The sequence below is a fragment of the Armatimonadota bacterium genome (assembly GCA_016789105.1).
Lineage (GTDB): Bacteria > Armatimonadota > Fimbriimonadia > Fimbriimonadales > Fimbriimonadaceae > UphvI-Ar2.
This window is the reverse complement of record JAEURN010000009.1, coordinates 30766-46696: the sequence shown is the minus strand read 5'-3', so window position 1 is coordinate 46696 and position 15931 is coordinate 30766. Positions and strand designations below refer to the sequence as shown.

16 protein-coding genes are annotated in these 15931 nt (G+C 57.2%); 10 read left to right on the top strand and 6 right to left on the bottom strand.

Annotated features, from left to right (window positions below; genetic code table 11):
- Both JNM28_11525 and JNM28_11520 read right to left on the bottom strand, forming a co-directional pair.
- Window positions 1–300 (bottom strand): 4a-hydroxytetrahydrobiopterin dehydratase, encoded by a 300-nt coding sequence (locus JNM28_11525; GenBank protein MBL8069071.1) that lies wholly within the window; start codon window positions 298–300, stop codon window positions 1–3.
- A 73-nt stretch (window positions 301–373) separates the two neighbouring features.
- Window positions 374–1237 carry a prepilin-type N-terminal cleavage/methylation domain-containing protein gene (locus tag JNM28_11520; GenBank protein MBL8069070.1) on the bottom strand — a complete coding sequence of 288 codons (864 nt, stop codon included), beginning with the start codon at window positions 1235–1237 and terminating at the stop codon, window positions 374–376.
- A 190-nt stretch (window positions 1238–1427) separates the two neighbouring features.
- Between JNM28_11520 and JNM28_11515 the strand changes: the two genes are divergently transcribed.
- Complete coding sequence (locus tag JNM28_11515) at window positions 1428–2135, top strand: hypothetical protein (GenBank protein ID MBL8069069.1); 708 nt, start codon at window positions 1428–1430, stop codon at window positions 2133–2135.
- Window positions 2132–2845 (top strand): hypothetical protein, encoded by a 714-nt coding sequence (locus tag JNM28_11510; protein ID MBL8069068.1) that lies wholly within the window; start codon window positions 2132–2134, stop codon window positions 2843–2845. Before JNM28_11515 ends, JNM28_11510 begins: the two co-directional genes overlap by 4 nt.
- Here the strand turns inward: JNM28_11510 and JNM28_11505 are convergent.
- Together JNM28_11505 and JNM28_11500 are read right to left on the bottom strand one after the other, a co-directional pair.
- On the bottom strand, window positions 2802–3425 hold the full coding sequence (locus tag JNM28_11505) for an HAD-IA family hydrolase (protein MBL8069067.1): 624 nt from the start codon (window positions 3423–3425) through the stop codon (window positions 2802–2804). The two genes, JNM28_11510 and JNM28_11505, sit on opposite strands and share 44 nt — an antisense overlap.
- The gene (locus tag JNM28_11500; protein MBL8069066.1) at window positions 3425–4162 is read right to left on the bottom strand and encodes a sugar phosphate isomerase/epimerase; all 738 of its coding nucleotides are present in this window, start codon (window positions 4160–4162) and stop codon (window positions 3425–3427) included. Before JNM28_11500 ends, JNM28_11505 begins: the two co-directional genes overlap by 1 nt.
- 75 nt (window positions 4163–4237) lie before the next feature.
- On the opposite strand from JNM28_11500, the gene JNM28_11495 reads away from it, so the two are divergent.
- The 7 genes from JNM28_11495 (at window position 4238) to JNM28_11465 (ending at window position 12294) form a co-directional block, all read left to right on the top strand.
- A complete protein-coding gene (locus JNM28_11495) occupies window positions 4238–5113 on the top strand; it encodes an ABC transporter substrate-binding protein (GenBank protein MBL8069065.1) in 876 nt (291 codons plus the stop codon).
- Window positions 5114–5136: 23 nt separating this feature from the next.
- Window positions 5137–5973: an S-methyl-5'-thioadenosine phosphorylase gene (locus tag JNM28_11490; protein ID MBL8069064.1), complete on the top strand. Its 837-nt coding sequence runs from the start codon at window positions 5137–5139 to the stop codon at window positions 5971–5973.
- A 41-nt stretch (window positions 5974–6014) separates the two neighbouring features.
- Window positions 6015–8573, top strand: coding sequence for a hypothetical protein (locus tag JNM28_11485; protein MBL8069063.1), 2559 nt, complete (start codon window positions 6015–6017; stop codon window positions 8571–8573).
- Window positions 8570–9013, top strand: a complete 444-nt coding sequence (gene rpiB, locus JNM28_11480; protein MBL8069062.1) for a ribose 5-phosphate isomerase B — start codon at window positions 8570–8572, stop codon at window positions 9011–9013. The genes JNM28_11485 and rpiB overlap by 4 nt, the downstream gene beginning before the upstream one ends.
- Before the next feature lie 16 nt (window positions 9014–9029).
- Window positions 9030–10316 (top strand): hypothetical protein, encoded by a 1287-nt coding sequence (locus JNM28_11475; protein MBL8069061.1) that lies wholly within the window; start codon window positions 9030–9032, stop codon window positions 10314–10316.
- Between the two features lies 1 nt (window position 10317).
- On the top strand, window positions 10318–11568 hold the full coding sequence (locus JNM28_11470; protein MBL8069060.1) for a S41 family peptidase: 1251 nt from the start codon (window positions 10318–10320) through the stop codon (window positions 11566–11568).
- A gap of 162 nt (window positions 11569–11730) precedes the next feature.
- Window positions 11731–12294, top strand: coding sequence for a DUF899 family protein (locus JNM28_11465; GenBank protein MBL8069059.1), 564 nt, complete (start codon window positions 11731–11733; stop codon window positions 12292–12294).
- Between the two features lie 36 nt (window positions 12295–12330).
- Here the strand turns inward: JNM28_11465 and JNM28_11460 are convergent, their stop codons facing one another.
- Window positions 12331–13407, bottom strand: coding sequence for a Gfo/Idh/MocA family oxidoreductase (locus JNM28_11460; GenBank protein MBL8069058.1), 1077 nt, complete (start codon window positions 13405–13407; stop codon window positions 12331–12333).
- Window positions 13408–13484: 77 nt separating this feature from the next.
- On the opposite strand from JNM28_11460, the gene JNM28_11455 reads away from it, so the two are divergent.
- Window positions 13485–15008 (top strand): DUF853 domain-containing protein, encoded by a 1524-nt coding sequence (locus tag JNM28_11455; protein ID MBL8069057.1) that lies wholly within the window; start codon window positions 13485–13487, stop codon window positions 15006–15008.
- Window positions 15009–15011: 3 nt separating this feature from the next.
- On the opposite strand, the gene JNM28_11450 is transcribed toward JNM28_11455, so the two are convergent.
- Window positions 15012–15869 (bottom strand): hypothetical protein, encoded by an 858-nt coding sequence (locus JNM28_11450; protein MBL8069056.1) that lies wholly within the window; start codon window positions 15867–15869, stop codon window positions 15012–15014.
- Window positions 15870–15931: the final 62 nt, after the last annotated feature.

Sequence of the window (15931 nt, the reverse complement as noted above, 5' to 3'; positions counted from 1 at the left end):
TCAGCGTCCCAGACGGTCTACCCGTCGGGCGAATTCAAAATCGTAAGCAGTCAGTCCGCCGCCGGCTTCATGAGTGACGAGGCTGACCCGGACATGGCCAATGCCGATCGTCAATTCCGGGTGGTGGTTCAGTTCGTCGGCGGCATAGCCGACTGCCACGGCGAAAACAAGGCCATCTTTGTAGGTTTCAAATGTAAACCGGCGGGTCAATTCCCCTTCTTCAATAGTCCAATTAGGGACCGAGGGGAGTTCCGCCTCGATTCCGGCGGCCGACAGTTTGTCATACGTAAGTTCTGCCATAAACGGACCTTACCAAAAATGAGGGGCGGGCTGCCACCAGCCCGCCCCTGAATTCCTACCGTTTTCTGACCGGTTACGGGCAGGCGGCGGTGTCTTCGCTATCGGTGATGTTGCTGCCCGGAATGCCGTGCAGGTCGTTGTAGGGGCCGACCACGCCATCCAGGGTGAATCCGACCGGCGAGATCGGAACGGCTTGCAACTGGCCTTCGGTGCGGCAAAGAGCACCGGTGGTGCAGTTGACGGCATCGCGCCGCCAGCTGTAGTAAACCGGAGCGCGGCTGCCCGCCGGGGTCGGGATGTCCGCTGCGATCGTGTTGATTGCGGTCGCCTTGTAATACTTGCTATGGGTGTCGGCAAAGTTGATCACCAAGCCGTCAGCATGTCGGGGCATTCCCATGAACGTGAAAAAGTCCAGGGTCGGGATCGACTTGCGGATGTAACCGTCAAAGAACATGATCGTGCCGGCAACCGTTTCCATGGCTGTTGCGCTGGTCACCGGGGTCTTGGCCGTTTTGAATCCGCAAAGGTTTTCGCCAAACAGGCCGAGGTTCGGGATATAGCTTGCGCGCTCCACACCGTTGGGCATGGTGTTCAGGCCAAGGGCGTTCAGACGATCCTTCCAGCTTTGGCCTTGGCCGTCGGCAGGGCTGACCAAAATCTGCTTGTTCTTCATGTAGGGGTCAAGCGCATCGTAAACCGAGAACACTTGGTTAAGGGTTCCCAGGCCGACGAAGTAGGCGCTGGCGGGCATGATGTCGTCGTAATCCGAGTTATAGATGGCGACCGCCGTTCCAACCTGCTTGAGGTTGCTGATGGACTGGGTTTTCTTTGCTGCATCCTTAGCCTGGGCAAAAACCGGGAAAAGGATGGCGGCCAAGATCGCGATAATCGCGATCACGACCAGCAGTTCGATAAGGGTGAAAGCACGGGTTTTCATGTGGGTTTGATCGTCTCCTGGGAAACGCCGGGCTTCGTGGCCCGGACACAGTCCCCAATATTAGCCGATATGCCTTGAGACTTGTTAAGTTTTCTTAATGTTCCTGGCAATTTGTCCGGGTGTCGACCGGTTGGCATTATTGCTTTCTGCTGGCCCAGTCGGTTGCAAGCCAGGTGCCAAACTCTGCGGGATGGCGGTGTCAGGCGGGATCTCCCGGTATTTCCGACCTGGCCTGGAATCCCTCCAGGCAATGTGGCGGCCGATGCTGATCGTCCAGTCCGCCCTGGTTCTGACCGTTGCCGGATATTTCCTCAATCCTGGATTTCAACAGGTGATGGAACGCGTAGCCGAATACAAAGACCGGGGCGGCGTGCCTTTGGTGTTGGCCGTCGGATTCTTTGCGGGCGGGATCTTGCCCGAAATCGCTAAAGCCCTCGTGGGCAAAATCGGCAAAACCGACCGGGATTGGGTCAACTCGACTCTTTACACGGGGTCGGTTTATATGCTTGTCACGTTCCTTGTGGTCGCCTTTTTCAAACTTCAGGTTGTGCTTTTCGGTGATTCGGGGACATTGGGGATGGTGGTCAAGAAAGTCCTTGTTGACCAACTAATATTTAGTCCGTTCGTCAGCATCCCATTGGCGGTTGGGCTGTTCCGGTGGAGGAAAGACAAGTTCGACTTCAAGGCGTGGCGCTCGGTCGCCTCACTGTCCGGGTACCGAGAAAATGTCTTGCCCGCCTTGGTGATGTGCTGGTCGTACTGGGGGCCAATTACCTTTGCCATGTACTTTTTGCCCGAGCGGCTCCAGTTTGTGGTGAGCTCGTTTTGCCAGGCCGCCTGGAGCCTGCTGTTCGTCTTCTTGGTCCACCGACCCGAATCCCACGCCCCGCCAGAATGATCGGCCGGGATCGCCACTGGAGCCGCGCGATCGGCCAAGGATGGGAATCGGTCAGGGCCACATGGCTGCCGATGGTTGTGGTGCAGGCGGGGGCTGCCGCCGTGACGGCCGGGTACTTTTGCTCCGCTCAAGTCCGATCCGCCTTGGTGACGCTTGGCGAGTTCCGTGAAGCCGGCGGTTTGGCTGCGGTATTTGCCATGGGGTTCCTCGCCGGGAGCGTCGTGCCCGAAATCGCAAAAGCTCTCACCGGTCAATCGCGGTTCAGGGAGCCGGGCTGGGCAGGGTCAGTTTGCTTCACCGGGCTTGTCTATGCCGTCGTCGGCGGCTTGGTTTTCGGTCTCTACCTCATCCTCGATGCCGCATTCCAAGGGAACCGCTCGCCAGGGGCAACCGTGGCGAAGGTCGCAATCGACATGTTGGTTTTCAGCCCGTTCCTGAGCATTCCGCTTGCCACGGCGATGCTCTATTGGTGGGGGCACCGCGCAGAACCCGGACTAACGAAACGGATCCTGTCCCCAGGCTTTTATGCCGGCCAGGTGTTGCCGGGGGTCGTTTTGTGCTGGGCGTTTTGGACCCCGGTTTTGACCGCGGTCTACAGCCTGCCGCTCCCCTTGCAGTTCCCGGTTGCCATGCTGTGCGAAGCAGCCTGGTCGATCGTCTTCGTCTTCAACGTTCAAGCGGGCCAAGAGCCGCCAGTGATTGCCGAATAAAACCTGGAGGGTCGCCAGCGGGATCCACCGTTTCGGCATGCCAACCCACGGCCCGGGCGGCGGTTACGTTTTTCTCGGCATCATCAAAGAAGGCGATTTCCCCGCCCTTGAAGCCCGAAACCTCTTCGACGTGGCGGTAGATCCGGGGATCCGGCTTCCCCATCCCTAGCCGGTGGCTGGCCAAAAGCGTGTCGAAGGCTTCACAAACTGGGAAACGGCCCGAGAAAAACTCCCGGTAATGCAGGGCATTCGTGTTGCTAAGGCAATACACCTGGATCCCGCTCGACTTGATATCGCGGACCAATTCCAGGGCACCTTCGTATTCCCGGTCGAGGATATAGCCGTGAGCTTGCTCTGCCTGGCTGATGGTCAGACCGAACTCCCCCGCCAACGCCACCAGAAAATCGTTTTCTCCCAACAGGCCCTCCTGGAAGGCCGTCAGCAACCGGTGCTCGGCCAGGCGGTCTTGGTCGAATCCTTCCGGAACCGGCAAACAGAGTTCCTCCAAAACTTCCGACCACCGGTGGCGGATCCGGATCATCACCCCGCCAAGGTCAAACACGACGAGGTTGACCGGCATCAATCGGTGAGGCCCTTGCCTAACAAGAACTTTCGGCTTTTGGCAACAGATTCGAGCGGGTCGATCTTGGGCTGGTCGTTTTCGATAATCGCATACCGCAGCCCCATCTCCTTACCCGCCCGGATGATTGCATCCCAATCCAGACTCCCAGATCCGACTTCGGTGAATTCCCCGTCGGCGTCCATATCTTTAAAGTGGGCTTGGTCGCATTGCTTGGCCAAACGGTGCAGCCAATCCACGGGGTTTCCGCCGCCCTTTTTGACCCAGAAAAGGTCCACTTCGGCATGGAGGTCCGGCCCGGCACTCTCCCAAAGCACTTCAAATCCAGTCTTCCCTCCGGTTTGCTCGAACTCAAAGGCGTGGTTGTGGTAGCCGAGTTTCAGGTCGTTCTGTTTATAGTCCTGCGCCAGGCCACCCAGGGTTTCGGCAATCTCCTTCCAACCTCCGTCGAACGACTTCGGGTCGAGCCAAGGGACGACCACGAACTCCAAACCGATCGTATGGGCTTCCTGGACGGTCTGATCCAAATGTCCTTTGGCTTGGTCGAGCCCTACGTGCATCGAATGGGCCTTCAATCCCCGTTCAGACAAGCCCATCCGGAACTCTTCGGGCGTGTGGCCATAAAGCCCGGCCAACTCCACGTTGCGAAACCCTTCGGAGCTGAGCTTGTCCAAAGTCCCCCAAAGGTCTTTTTCAAGCAAGGTGCGCAAGGTGTAAAGCTGAACGGAGATTTTCATGGCACTGGATTTTCCCGGGGGACTGCACCCAGCGGGCACTAAACGGAGCCGGGATGTGTCTGCCAGAATAGCACCATGAAGCTTCGGATTTCGCCTTTGCTGGCCGCCTTGCCTATCGCATTCTCACTCATCGGATGCGGACAGACCGGCAGCGGGATCGGCGGCAGGAACCACGACTCGGAACAGGTTTTGGAATACGTCAGCCTGAGCCCGAGCACCACCGAGATCCTGTTCGTCTGCGGGATTCCGACCACAAAGCTGTTGGGCCGGACCGCGGCTTGCAACTATCCGGCCAACCTCACAAAAGTGCCAGTTGTGGTCAACGGCACAACCCCGGACTTTGAAAAGATCGCCGCCCTCAAGCCACAAAGGATCATCCTCGAGAAAGACCTCTATTCCGAGGCCACCATTCAAAAGCTTAAAGATCTTGGCCCGGAAGTTCTCGTCGCCGATATCGACACCCCCGAAAAGTACCGTCAACTCCTCGTTCTGATTTCCAAAGGCGGAGGCACGGAAGTCAGCACCAGCGCCTATATCGACAAAGTCTTTGCAGCGGCCGACGTCCTCAAAGCCAATATGGCCAGCGGCACAAAGATTTCCGTCGTGATTGGCGACCCCGCAACCGGGTACATGGCCATGGGGAACAAAACGCTCTTTGCCGAATTTGTCAAACGCGCCGGAGGCGATTTTGTCGGGCCGGACTCCAGCCGGTTTGAAAAGGTCAGCGCCGAACAGCTGATTGCGATGAACCCCAAAGTCGTCATCTCGACCTTTGCCGATTCCGACAAAGTGGCCAAGGATCAAGCCTTGAAGCCGGTGGATGCCATCGCCAAAGGTGCGGTCATGGGGATTGACCCCGATCTGCTTTTGCGGAACGGGGGCCGAGTGGAAAAGCTCCTCGACAACGTCGCCACCGGGATCGGGCGAGTCAATGCCCTCATCGAAAAGTGAGGGCGGTGTAAATTAGGGCCGATATGGCAGTTGCAGAAATCGGCGTATTCGGCGGATCGGGCTTTTACAGCCTGCTGGAAGACGTGACGGAAGTCAAAGTGGATACCCCCTATGGGCCACCCAGCGACGCCGTGATGCTCGCCGAAGTCGCCGGCCGAAAAGTCGCCTTCCTTCCCCGCCACGGCAGGCAGCACACAATTCCGCCCCACAAGATCAACTATCGGGCAAACGTTTGGGCCATGCACAAGCTCGGGGTCAAGGCCGTGATCTCGCCGTGCGCGGTCGGGTCTCTGCAATCCCACATCGCCCCCGGCTCGTTCCTGGTTGCCGACCAATTTGTGGATCGCACCAAAGGACGGGACGACACCTTTTACGATGGCCCCATCACCAGCCACGTTAGCCCGGCCGACATGTACGACAAAACCTTGAGGCAGATCGCGGTCGAAACCATCCGTGAGCATGGGATCGAGGCCCACGACGGGGGGACGGTCGTTGTCATCCAAGGGCCCCGGTTCAGCACCAAGGCCGAGTCAGTTTGGTTTACAAAAATGGGTTGGGAAATCATCAACATGACCCAATACCCCGAGGGGTACCTCTGCCACGAACTCGGCATGGCCGTCGTCAACATCAGCCTGGTCACCGATTACGACTCCGGGGTGGTTGCCGACGTCGAAGCCGTCACCGCCCACAGCGTCCTGGAAGTCTTCCAGCAAAACGCCGAAAACGCTCGCAAAGTCGTCTTGGATATGATCCGCAAGTTTCCCCACGACCTGGATTCCCTGGGCAAAAAGGACGGCTTGCAATTCACAAGGGGCGATGGCCACGCGTCTAGCCAATACGACATCCGGATCTTTGATTGAGCCAACAATCGAACCGGCAAATGAGGACAAACTAAAGGACAATGATCAGCTTTGCGTGTGCGGCCCTGTTGCTCGCAACCCCGCTCCAGGAGGTCTCGAAGCCGCCGGCATTCCCGGTGCCCGATCGGGTTTTTGAACAAGGGCCCTACCTTTTTCATTACAAATCCAGCCACGAATATGGGGCCGCAATTCCAAAAGGCTCCTCCGACGTTTGGGCGGGGGTGAAGTCAGCCGCCGATTCCAACACCGCCTCGGCGCCGGCAATGCCCAAGCTCAAGGTGAAGATCTACCTGTTCCCCGAAACCTTGACCGTCGCCCGGTACAACAACAACTACACGGCCGACCGCACATTGCTCGTCGGCCCAGAGCGGGATGCCTTCGACAACTCGGTGAAGCAATATGTGGACTTGCTGAAGGCGAGCGGGTTCGACCCCCAAGTCTCGCTGACGGAAGACAACGACATCCTTGTTCTTTCGGATCCTGAGCAAGCAGCAGCGTCCATTGCCTCCATCATGGCCCCCGATGTCAACGACCAGCGTTTTGCCGGCGAAGATCCCGTCGATCACGGGCCGTTCGACGTTATCCTCGCGCTAACCACCGTCCCGATGTCGCGGTCCTACTACGGCTGGCTTGACCAAACCCCAGCCTGCGTCATCCCGCTCACAAGGCTGAGCCCGATGTCTTATGACGTCGATTTGGCCGCATACCTGTTCAGTGCGACCAAGTGGCAGTTGACCGCCGCTAAACTCCCCGGCCGCTTGCCGATCCAGGTGCAAACCAAACCGTCACCGGTCGTCCCTGGCCCGGACATGACGCTTGCCAAACCAGTCGACCTTTTCGGCCGGATGCCGGCCCCGCCAGTTGTGCCCTTGCCAACCGAGAGCCCGCTCCACTCGCACCCCGTCGATTCCACCGCCGTCCTTTTGCCCGATGGCAAGCTCGCCGTGACGGGCATGGGAACTTGGCTCCTAGCCCAAGCCATGCAATCTGCGAACCCGCCAAAACTTTCTGACCCAGAGCGGGGACTCGACTACCAAGGCCGCGTTTGGACGATGTACAAAGCTGAGGGATATGACTCGCTGGATGCCGTTTTCGGAGTCACACCGCCTGCCGAAGCCAAAGGCGAGACGGCAATTCCTGAATCGGGCCCGCTGCCCCTCGATTTCAAACCCTATGGATTCTTTCGGCCGACAAAGCCATTGACCTCGCTTGAGCCGATTCCCAACACCTTCACGCAGTTCGGATACTGTCCACGGGGGGGCGTCACCCTGGTTCAACGCCGTCAAATCCCGGTAATAGCCAAGCCCGAAGGTAAAGCGCTGACCTATTCGCTGAAATCCGACACTCGGGAGATCCTGTGCCTCCAGTTTTTTGGAAAGGATGGAGAAAGGGTCGGGCAAGTACAAATCTCCGGGCCAAAACAGGCCGGAATGGATATGGTTCTTCGGAAGTCGTTCACCGGCAAGGATTTCCAGACCAGCACGATCCCCTTGAACTTCCTCAAATCGCCGGTCTACCGGATCGCGCTTGCCGTGCCGGACAATCCCATCCCTTCATCGGCAATTGCCGGAGAGACCAAATTCATCGAGTTCGGGAGCTTTGTGATCAGCCCTCAAACCGGAGACAGCTTCACCGACGAAGCGCAGCCGATTGATGTGTTTGACCGGAACGCGCCCAACGCTGAGCTCGAACGGCTCGCTCAAGGGTCAAACAGCGAAGTCGCGATTGCCGCTCTCGGAGCCTTGGCCGATCAACCTGTCGAAAGTCAAGCGGCTTTCTTCGGCAGTTTCAGCCGGTCGGCCAGCTCGGCGGCCGCCTACATGGGTAGCAAAGCCCTAGCCCAACTCAAATCGCCAGAAGCAAAGGCGGAGATTTTGAAGACGTTGAACGAAGGCCCGTTCGACTTCAACCGACGCTTTGCCGCCATGGCCGTTTCCGAACCCGGCGAAAAGGGCTTCCTCGACATTGGCAACCTGCTCCTCACGGCGCGGAGCTGGAATACACGCCTGCAAGGCGCCAGGCTCATTGCCATGACCAAGTCGGACGCGGCCCAAACCTATTTGGTCGCTTCGCTCTTCGACCCTTCAGTCAACGTCCGCGGGGAAATCGCCAAACTCCTGGATCCGGACAACATCCTCAGTGGACGGCGGCTCCTCTACTTGGCCGTCAACGATGCAAGCGAGGACATCCGGGCCACTTGCTACACCAAACTTCTCGACGCCAAAGATGCCGCCTTGGTTGGTGAGGCCCTTAAAGGCGTGAAAGACGAAAGCCGTTTGGTTCGCCTGGCGATCTTGGCCAAAATCATGGCCAAACCCGACGAAAAATACCGAGCGACCTACCGCATCGCCGTCTTGGACAAAGACCCTGTAGTCCAGGCCCTCGTCCTCAAGGCATTCAGCCAACTGCCGGAACCGGTCGAGCTGGGCGAAGTCGCCAACACCGTTGGCAGCCCGGCAATCCCGGTCCAACTCGCCTTGTTGCAGTTGGCCCAGTCCAAGCAGTTCAAGTTGCCGGCCGAAGAACTCGCCCGGCTTGCCGCCTCGCCGGAAAAGGCCGTCAGCGACCTGGCCAAAAAACTTCAGGGCGGGACACGGTGAAAATCGTCGTCGGGAGCGACCACGCCGGCGACCATTACAAGAGGGAGGTCGCCCAACACCTGATCGGCAAAGGGCACGATGTGGAAATGGTCGGGAGCGAAGGGGCGGAAAGGTACGACTACCCCCTTGCCGCCGATTTGGTGGCCCAAAGGGTTGGCCGGGGAGTCTCCGACATGGGGATCCTCATCTGCGGCAGCGGGATCGGCATGTCCATCCGCGCGAACCGGTATCCGGCCATACGCGCCGCCCTTTGCACTTCCGAAGACATGGCCCAATTGGCCCGCGAGCACAACCACGCAAACGTCTTGTGCCTTGGCGAACGTATGATATCTTTAAGCTTGGCGACCGCGATTGTCGACAGGTTTTTGGAATCCCAGCCCGATAACTCAGAAAGGCACGCGCACAGGGTCACCCTCCTCGGGCAAGAAATCACCCCCTGACAAGCCACCAAACACAATGGCAGAAGGCAAAAACACAGTCTGGACATTCATCGTCCTGGTCGCCGCCGTGGGCAGCCTCTGCGCCGGGTTCTTGGCCCGGAACAAAGCCGACATGGGATCGCTGGCCTCAAACAAACCACTCGGTGTCGGACTCTTGGCCAGCACCGACAAAAAAGGCGAAACCAGCGAAGCGGAATACTTTTATGAAATCGCCGAACTGCTTCACCAATACTATGTCGAACCTGTGGAAGTCGACCAGAAAATGGCCTCCGGAGCGGTCAAAGGCATGGTTGCCAGCCTTCTCGACCCGGAAAGCAACTTCTATGAACCGGAACAGTTCAAAACCTTCCAAGACAGCCAATCCGGGAACTACAGCGGGATTGGCGTGGAACTCGACTACATCTTCAACCAATCTGAGCTGAAAAAGCTACAAGACGGCAAATCCGATGTCGATTCCCTGCTTTTGCTCCCCAAAGTCGTGATTTCCTGCGTGATGCCGGGTAGCCCAGCCGAAAGGGCCGGCCTATTACCCGGCGACGAAATCCGGATCATCCAAGGCAAGTACCTTGTGACTGGCCAAGACATCCAGGATCTGCGGGACATGCAAACCAAGGTGACGGAAAAAAAGGCGACGGTCGAGCAACTCAACAAACTGCGTGATGCCGTCCAAGACCACGCCAAGAATTCCATCACGTCGGTCAAGGCCCGCACCATCCTGACTTCGGGCACGGAAGGCGAAATCCAAATGACCATCCGCCGCAATGGCAAAGAGATGCCCTTTGATGTCGGCCGGGCCCAGACCGTAGTTCCGGCCATCGACAAAAACCTGGATGGCCGGATCGCCCTCCGGTTCTTTCGTGGCGCGGCCGCACAAATCCAACAGCTCACGGTGGAAAGCGGTATGGTCTTCGACCTCCGGAATTCCGGGAATGGCAACTATGACGAAATGGAGCGGTCCCTGGCAAAATTCGTCTCCGCCGGGCCCCACGGTGCCATCTACAACGCAGACGGCAAACCTGTCCGGCCAATCAACGCCTTGACCGGCACCGAGCAGAAACTGAAAGTAACGTTGATCGTGGACAACTCGACAATCGGGGCCGCCGCCACCTTTGCCCACATCCTGGAATCAAGCGGAGTGGCCCAAATCCAAGGCGCCATGCCGGCCGAGTCCAGTTGGGTCGAAGTTCAAACCCTTCCAGATGGCAGCGGATACACCCTGGCCATCGGCAAGTACTCGGCCCAAGCCCCCAACACGGCCGCCGTCGCCCAAAACGGCGGCAAACCAACCGTCGAGGACAAATGACATGAAAGCAGCCCGGATCACCCTGACCATCGCCCTTTTCGGCATCTTGTTCGGCCTCGGATTCTTTGCCCGGGATGTCTTGGCCGGGAACCGACCCGACTTCGGGGCATTTGGAAGGCTGGCGGCCGCACCAGACAAAAAAACTCAGAACCCGGTTGAAACGTTTCAGGCCAACTATGGCTACATCCTTGCCAAACACGGGCAAAACACGACGCCGGAAAAACTCCGGTACGCCGCAATGGGCGGGCTTGTAGCCAGCTTGGGCGACCCCCACACCAATTTCTTGGAGCCCAAGGTCAATGAAAAGTTCAACACCGAGACCAGCGGCAACTATAGCGGGGTTGGGGCACGCTTGCAACAAGACCCCCTAGGCGCCCGCATCGCCGTAGTCTTTGCCGGTGGTCCGGCTGGCAACGCCGGGATCAAAGAAGGCGACATCATCACGCAAGTCGATGGGAAAAACGTTGCCGGTAAGCCTGTTGATGACATCGTCGACCACATCCTGGGTGAAGCCGGAACCCCAGTCACCCTCGGCATCATCAGGACAGGACAGGACGGGATCATCCAGATGCCGATCGTCCGGCAAAAGGTCGTCATCCCCACGGTGGAAAGCAAAAACCTCGAGGGGAACATCGCCTATATCTCCATCTCTGGATTCAGCGAGCCGACCCCGATGCAATTTGAAGAGGCCGTCCGCCAAGCCGATGCGCGCAACCCCGCCGGAATGATTCTCGACCTCCGCGGAAACCCCGGCGGGCTCTTGGAATCGGCAGTCAAGATGTTGTCCCTGTTTGTCGACGACAAACCCGCCGTTACCATCAAAGCGCGCGATGGGAAATCCGCAACCCTAAAAACCAACCGGGGGCAAGCCATTTCGGGAAGCTATCCCATCACGATCCTCATCAACGAGGATTCCGCCTCGGCCGCCGAAATCTTTAGCGGTGTTATGCGTGATTACGGCAAAGCAAAGCTCATTGGAACCCACAGCTACGGCAAGGCTTCTGTCCAAGAGTTGCGCCGCGTCCCCGATGGCGCCAGCGTCAAAGTGACCATTGCACGATACTTCCTCCCCTCCAGCGGAGATATCGGGCGGAAGGTCGATGAAGACGGCGCCTACCTCAGCGGAGGGCTCAAGCCAGACATAGAAGCAGACATCCCCCGTGACTTCGAAGGATTCAAATTTGCCGAACCAGGGCACGACCCTCAACTGGACAAAGCCCTCGAATTCATCCGCAAGAACCGGCTCAACTAGCAAAGGTAACCTCTAACCGTGCCCAGAATCCAGGTGAAACATGTGCCGATCCTCTGGTTTTCGGCGGCGTTTGTGACGGTGATCCTCTTGCTCTACGAAGTGCTTTTCCGCTCCCACTGATTTCATGCAACTAATTTGTTGCATTAGTGGTATGCTGTCGCGATGCCGAGCCCAGCCGAACTCGAATCACAGATTATTGAACTCAAACAGCAACTCGCCGAGGCCAGGAAGGCCAATCCCCCCGAGCCGGTTGCCAATTACGAATTTGAATCGGCCGATGGGCCGGTGAAACTCGCTGAACTCTTTGGCGGCAAGGATTTCCTCTATGTCATCCACAACATGGGCAAAGGGTGCCAATATTGCACGCTGTGGGCTGACACCCTGAACCCGATCGTTCCCATTCTTCGCACCAAAGCCGAGGTTGCACTGTGCAACATGGACAGTTTGGAAACCCAACGGGCCATGCAAGCCTCGCACAATTGGGATTACCGCATGGTTCGGGATGCCGATCGGGCTTTTTCACAAGATATGGGGTACTTCCAGCCGGCGCAAGAAAGCGGTGACGGCCGGGCGTCCCTTCTGCCCGGCATCAGCGCATTCCGCAAATCGTCTGATGGGACAGTGACCCGTTTGAACAACACGCCGTTTGGCCCCGGCGATGACTTTTGCCCGATTTGGCCGTTGTGGGAACTCATCGGCGGCTCGGACTGGGAGCCTGCGGGTTGAAGATGGCCCCTCTCCTCAAGGAGAGGGGCCAATAAGTCAGTAGCTGACGTCGATCCGTTCTTCTTTGCCGGTTTCGGCGCTCTTGTAGACCGCGTCGAAAATGGCGTTCAGGATCAATCCGTGCTCGCCGGGGACGAGCGACTCGCCGCCTTCGCGAATGGTCCGCACGAACTCTTGAACTTCTTTGACGTGGGAACTGGCCACGTGCGGGATGTTCACCGGGCGTTCGTTAAAGCATTGGCGGTCGCGTTCGCTAAAGATGACGATCGGGTCATCGTTAAACGCCGGATAGACCTCAGCACCGCTTTTGGTGCCCATCAAAGTCGTTTTGAAAAACTCTTCGGCGATGTTGGCCATGAACGAGCTTTCCAACAACACCATTTGGCCGCCTTCAAACCGGATCATGGCCGCCGCCATGTCTTCCACCGTGAAGGCATCCCGGTCGAAATCGCCCATGAAGTTGACGATCTCCGGGTTCTTGCCCAGCAGATCCCAAGTCATGCCGGTTGCCGCAACGGGTTTGGGATAGCCCATCAGATGGAGGGTGAAGTCGAGGATGTGCACCCCGATGTCGATGAGCGGGCCACCGCCTTGTTTGGCCTTGTTGGTAAAGACCCCCCAACCAGGGACACCCCGGCGGCGCATCGCCTGCGCCCGGCCGTAATAGATGTCGCCCATGTGGCCTTTGGAAATGTAATCCTTCATGAAGACGCCGGGGCCGCAGAAACGGTACTGCAAGCCGACTTGCAACACCTTTCCGCTTTCTTTGGCCGCCCGGCACATCGCCTTGCTCTGCTCGGCATTCATGCTCAACGGCTTTTCGCAAATCACGTGCTTGCCAGCCTTGAGGGCGTCCACTGTCATTTGCATGTGCTCCAAATTCGGGGTGGCAACGCTGACAGCGTCGATCTCGGGGTCTTTCAAAATATCCCGGTAGTCGGCCGTCGTCTTTGAAACGCCCCACTTGGTCGCGTTTTCTTTCAGAATGTCGGGCTTGATATCGCAAAGCCACTTGACTTCGACCTCGTCGGGAATGGAGGCGTACCCGGGAAGATGGGCGTGATTGGCGATCATCCCGGTTCCGATAACCCCGACTTTCAACTTCTTAGCCATACGCCAGCCATGTTACCAACATGATTCCCGAGGTTGCCCCGTCAACCGGCCCGGTTGGGTTATCATCCCTATCAGTCATGGCCGAACCGATCTTTGTTGGCAAATCAACCGAGCCCGTCTACCAGCTCCCCAAACTCAGCAACCGGCACGGCCTAATTGCCGGGGCGACGGGCACCGGCAAAACCGTTACCCTGCAAATCTTGGCTGAACAGTTTTCGGCGATGGGAACACCGGTATTCATGGCCGACGTGAAGGGTGACTTGAGCGGGATGTGCCAGGCTGGCGGCGGCAACCCCAAACTGGAAGAGCGGGCGCAACAAATTGGGCTTTCGCCATATGGCTACAAAGCAAGCCCTGTCATTTTTTGGGATCTCTTTGCCGAACAAGGCCACCGCATCCGGACGACCATCAGCGAAATGGGGCCGCTTTTGCTTGCCCGGTTGCTGGAACTCAACGAAACCCAAGAAGGGGTACTCAACATCGCCTTCAAAATCACCGACGACCAGAACCTCCTCATGCTCGACCTCAAGGACTTGAGGGGGATGCTCAACTTCATCGCGCAAAACGCCAAAGACATTCAAAGCGAATACGGGCAGGTGAGCGGCGCCAGCGTCGGCGCGATCCAACGCGCCCTGCTTGTTTTGGAGCAACAGGGAGGAGAGAACTTCTTCGGCGAACCTGCCCTGGATCTCAAAGACCTCATGCGGACAACGCGGGATGGGTTGGGCTACATCAACATCCTGGCCGCCGACAAGCTCATGCAATCGCCCAAGCTCTACGCGACATTTTTGCTTTGGCTGCTGAGCGAATTGTTCGAAGAACTCCCAGAAGTCGGCGACCCCGACCAACCCAAGTTAGTTTTCTTCTTTGACGAAGCCCACCTGCTGTTCTCGGATGCGCCCAAGCCCCTTGTGGACAAAGTCGAGCAAGTCGTGCGGCTCATCCGGTCCAAAGGCGTCGGCGTCTATTTCGTCACCCAAAACCCGCTCGATATCCCCGATGCCGTTCTCGGCCAACTGGGCAACCGGTATCAGCATGCCTTGCGGGCCTTCACCCCGCGCGACCAAAAAGCCGTCAAGGCGGCCGCCACCACCTTCCGCGAAAACCCGGATTTCAGCACGGAAGAGGTCATCACCCAACTCGGCGTCGGCGAAGCCCTCGTCAGCACCTTGGAAGGCAAAGGCACCCCCATCGTCGTGCAAAAAACACTCATCCGGCCGCCATCATCCCGCCTTGGGCCGGCCACTCCCGATGAGCGGAGGCAAGTGATGGCCGATTCCCCCGTCGGCGCCATTTACGAAAACGTCGTTGACCGCGAATCGGCTTACGAAGTCCTGAGCAAACGGGCTGAACAAGCCGCCCTTGAAGCTGAACGGGCCGAACAGGCCGAAGCCCAGGCAAAAGCCGATGCCCAGGCGGCCAAAGAAAGGGAGAAAGTGCAGCGCGTCACCTCGCGCGCCCGATCCACCCGCGACACCCCGGTCGAAGCCATGATGAAATCCGCCATGCGCTCGGCAGGCTCGCAAATCGGCCGCGAGCTGAGCAAGAACAGCGGGAGCATCCTCCGGGGGATCTTGGGCGGACTGTTCAAAGGGAGATAATCTTTACTTGATTATTATGTTAACCAGTTGCGATCTCTCACCAATTCTGAATTCAAGAGTAATGATCATATTGGCCCCGCTCATACTTCGACCTGCAAAATCAGCCGGCACATTCAGTTCGGGAAGCAATTCAGAGATTACAGCACCCGACATATTTTTATTTCCCAATATCTCGTATCTCTCAAATGAACCATTACCACTAGTCCCCAGTTCACTGCAAATATTTGCCAAATTCTGCGAATATTTCAATCTCTCCTCAGTTATGTATGCAACGCTATTCTGGATAAGTTTCGCCCGTGTCTCAGCATCAGATCCGAAAGCTGTTATAGTGTATTGATCACTCAACGATGTTGAAGATGATGTCAAGCGAGAATTGCGCAGGGATTGAAATGGAATCGAAAGGGACTTCGGCGGAAAGCCTGTTGAAAATCTGACAAAACCAGGAATTCCAGCACGATCCGCAAACGTTAGCCTCCCATTTGGCTGGATTGAAATCCATAAGCTCCCGTTTGATGGCAACGATTTCAGTGACTCGTTTCCAAAAGTTGACGCTACTCTCCGAGCAAGTGCTGATGCAAAATCATTCTGCTCCACATCACCCAAACATCCTCTTGCTAAGATTAGTTTGTCTTCTGACGCAGTCAATCCGATCGCGTCTCTGTCAATAAATGCAACTCCAAGTCCAAAAAACTCTTTCTCTTCCCAAAAGTGCTCTTTAGAATACACCTCCAGATCCTTTCTGATATGGGGCAAGTCACTAGGCAATGAATGCCTAGAAATACAAACTACTGCAGAATCCCTTGTCCCGCTAATATGAAAAGTTAACTGGCCTACGAAAAACATCACTGATGCAACTAGCATATGGCGCTCCCAATTACCTTCTTAGGTATTCAATTTCTGATAGGGCCCTCATACTCGTCAAA

What these genes read in the sequence shown, in the direction of transcription:
- JNM28_11515 (MBL8069069.1), top strand. Translation starts at nt 1,428, where the DNA reads ATGGCGGTGTCAGGCGGGATCTCCCGGTATTTCCGACCTGGCCTGGAA.
- JNM28_11500 (MBL8069066.1), bottom strand. Translation starts at nt 4,162, where the DNA reads ATGAAAATCTCCGTTCAGCTTTACACCTTGCGCACCTTGCTTGAAAAA.
- JNM28_11525 (MBL8069071.1), bottom strand. Translation starts at nt 300, where the DNA reads ATGGCAGAACTTACGTATGACAAACTGTCGGCCGCCGGAATCGAGGCG.
- JNM28_11470 (MBL8069060.1), top strand. Translation starts at nt 10,318, where the DNA reads ATGAAAGCAGCCCGGATCACCCTGACCATCGCCCTTTTCGGCATCTTG.
- JNM28_11490 (MBL8069064.1), top strand. Translation starts at nt 5,137, where the DNA reads ATGGCAGTTGCAGAAATCGGCGTATTCGGCGGATCGGGCTTTTACAGC.
- JNM28_11465 (MBL8069059.1), top strand. Translation starts at nt 11,731, where the DNA reads ATGCCGAGCCCAGCCGAACTCGAATCACAGATTATTGAACTCAAACAG.
- JNM28_11450 (MBL8069056.1), bottom strand. Translation starts at nt 15,869, where the DNA reads ATGCTAGTTGCATCAGTGATGTTTTTCGTAGGCCAGTTAACTTTTCAT.
- JNM28_11520 (MBL8069070.1), bottom strand. Translation starts at nt 1,237, where the DNA reads ATGAAAACCCGTGCTTTCACCCTTATCGAACTGCTGGTCGTGATCGCG.
- JNM28_11475 (MBL8069061.1), top strand. Translation starts at nt 9,030, where the DNA reads ATGGCAGAAGGCAAAAACACAGTCTGGACATTCATCGTCCTGGTCGCC.
- JNM28_11505 (MBL8069067.1), bottom strand. Translation starts at nt 3,425, where the DNA reads ATGCCGGTCAACCTCGTCGTGTTTGACCTTGGCGGGGTGATGATCCGG.
- JNM28_11460 (MBL8069058.1), bottom strand. Translation starts at nt 13,407, where the DNA reads ATGGCTAAGAAGTTGAAAGTCGGGGTTATCGGAACCGGGATGATCGCC.
- JNM28_11455 (MBL8069057.1), top strand. Translation starts at nt 13,485, where the DNA reads ATGGCCGAACCGATCTTTGTTGGCAAATCAACCGAGCCCGTCTACCAG.
- JNM28_11510 (MBL8069068.1), top strand. Translation starts at nt 2,132, where the DNA reads ATGATCGGCCGGGATCGCCACTGGAGCCGCGCGATCGGCCAAGGATGG.
- JNM28_11495 (MBL8069065.1), top strand. Translation starts at nt 4,238, where the DNA reads ATGAAGCTTCGGATTTCGCCTTTGCTGGCCGCCTTGCCTATCGCATTC.
- JNM28_11485 (MBL8069063.1), top strand. Translation starts at nt 6,015, where the DNA reads ATGATCAGCTTTGCGTGTGCGGCCCTGTTGCTCGCAACCCCGCTCCAG.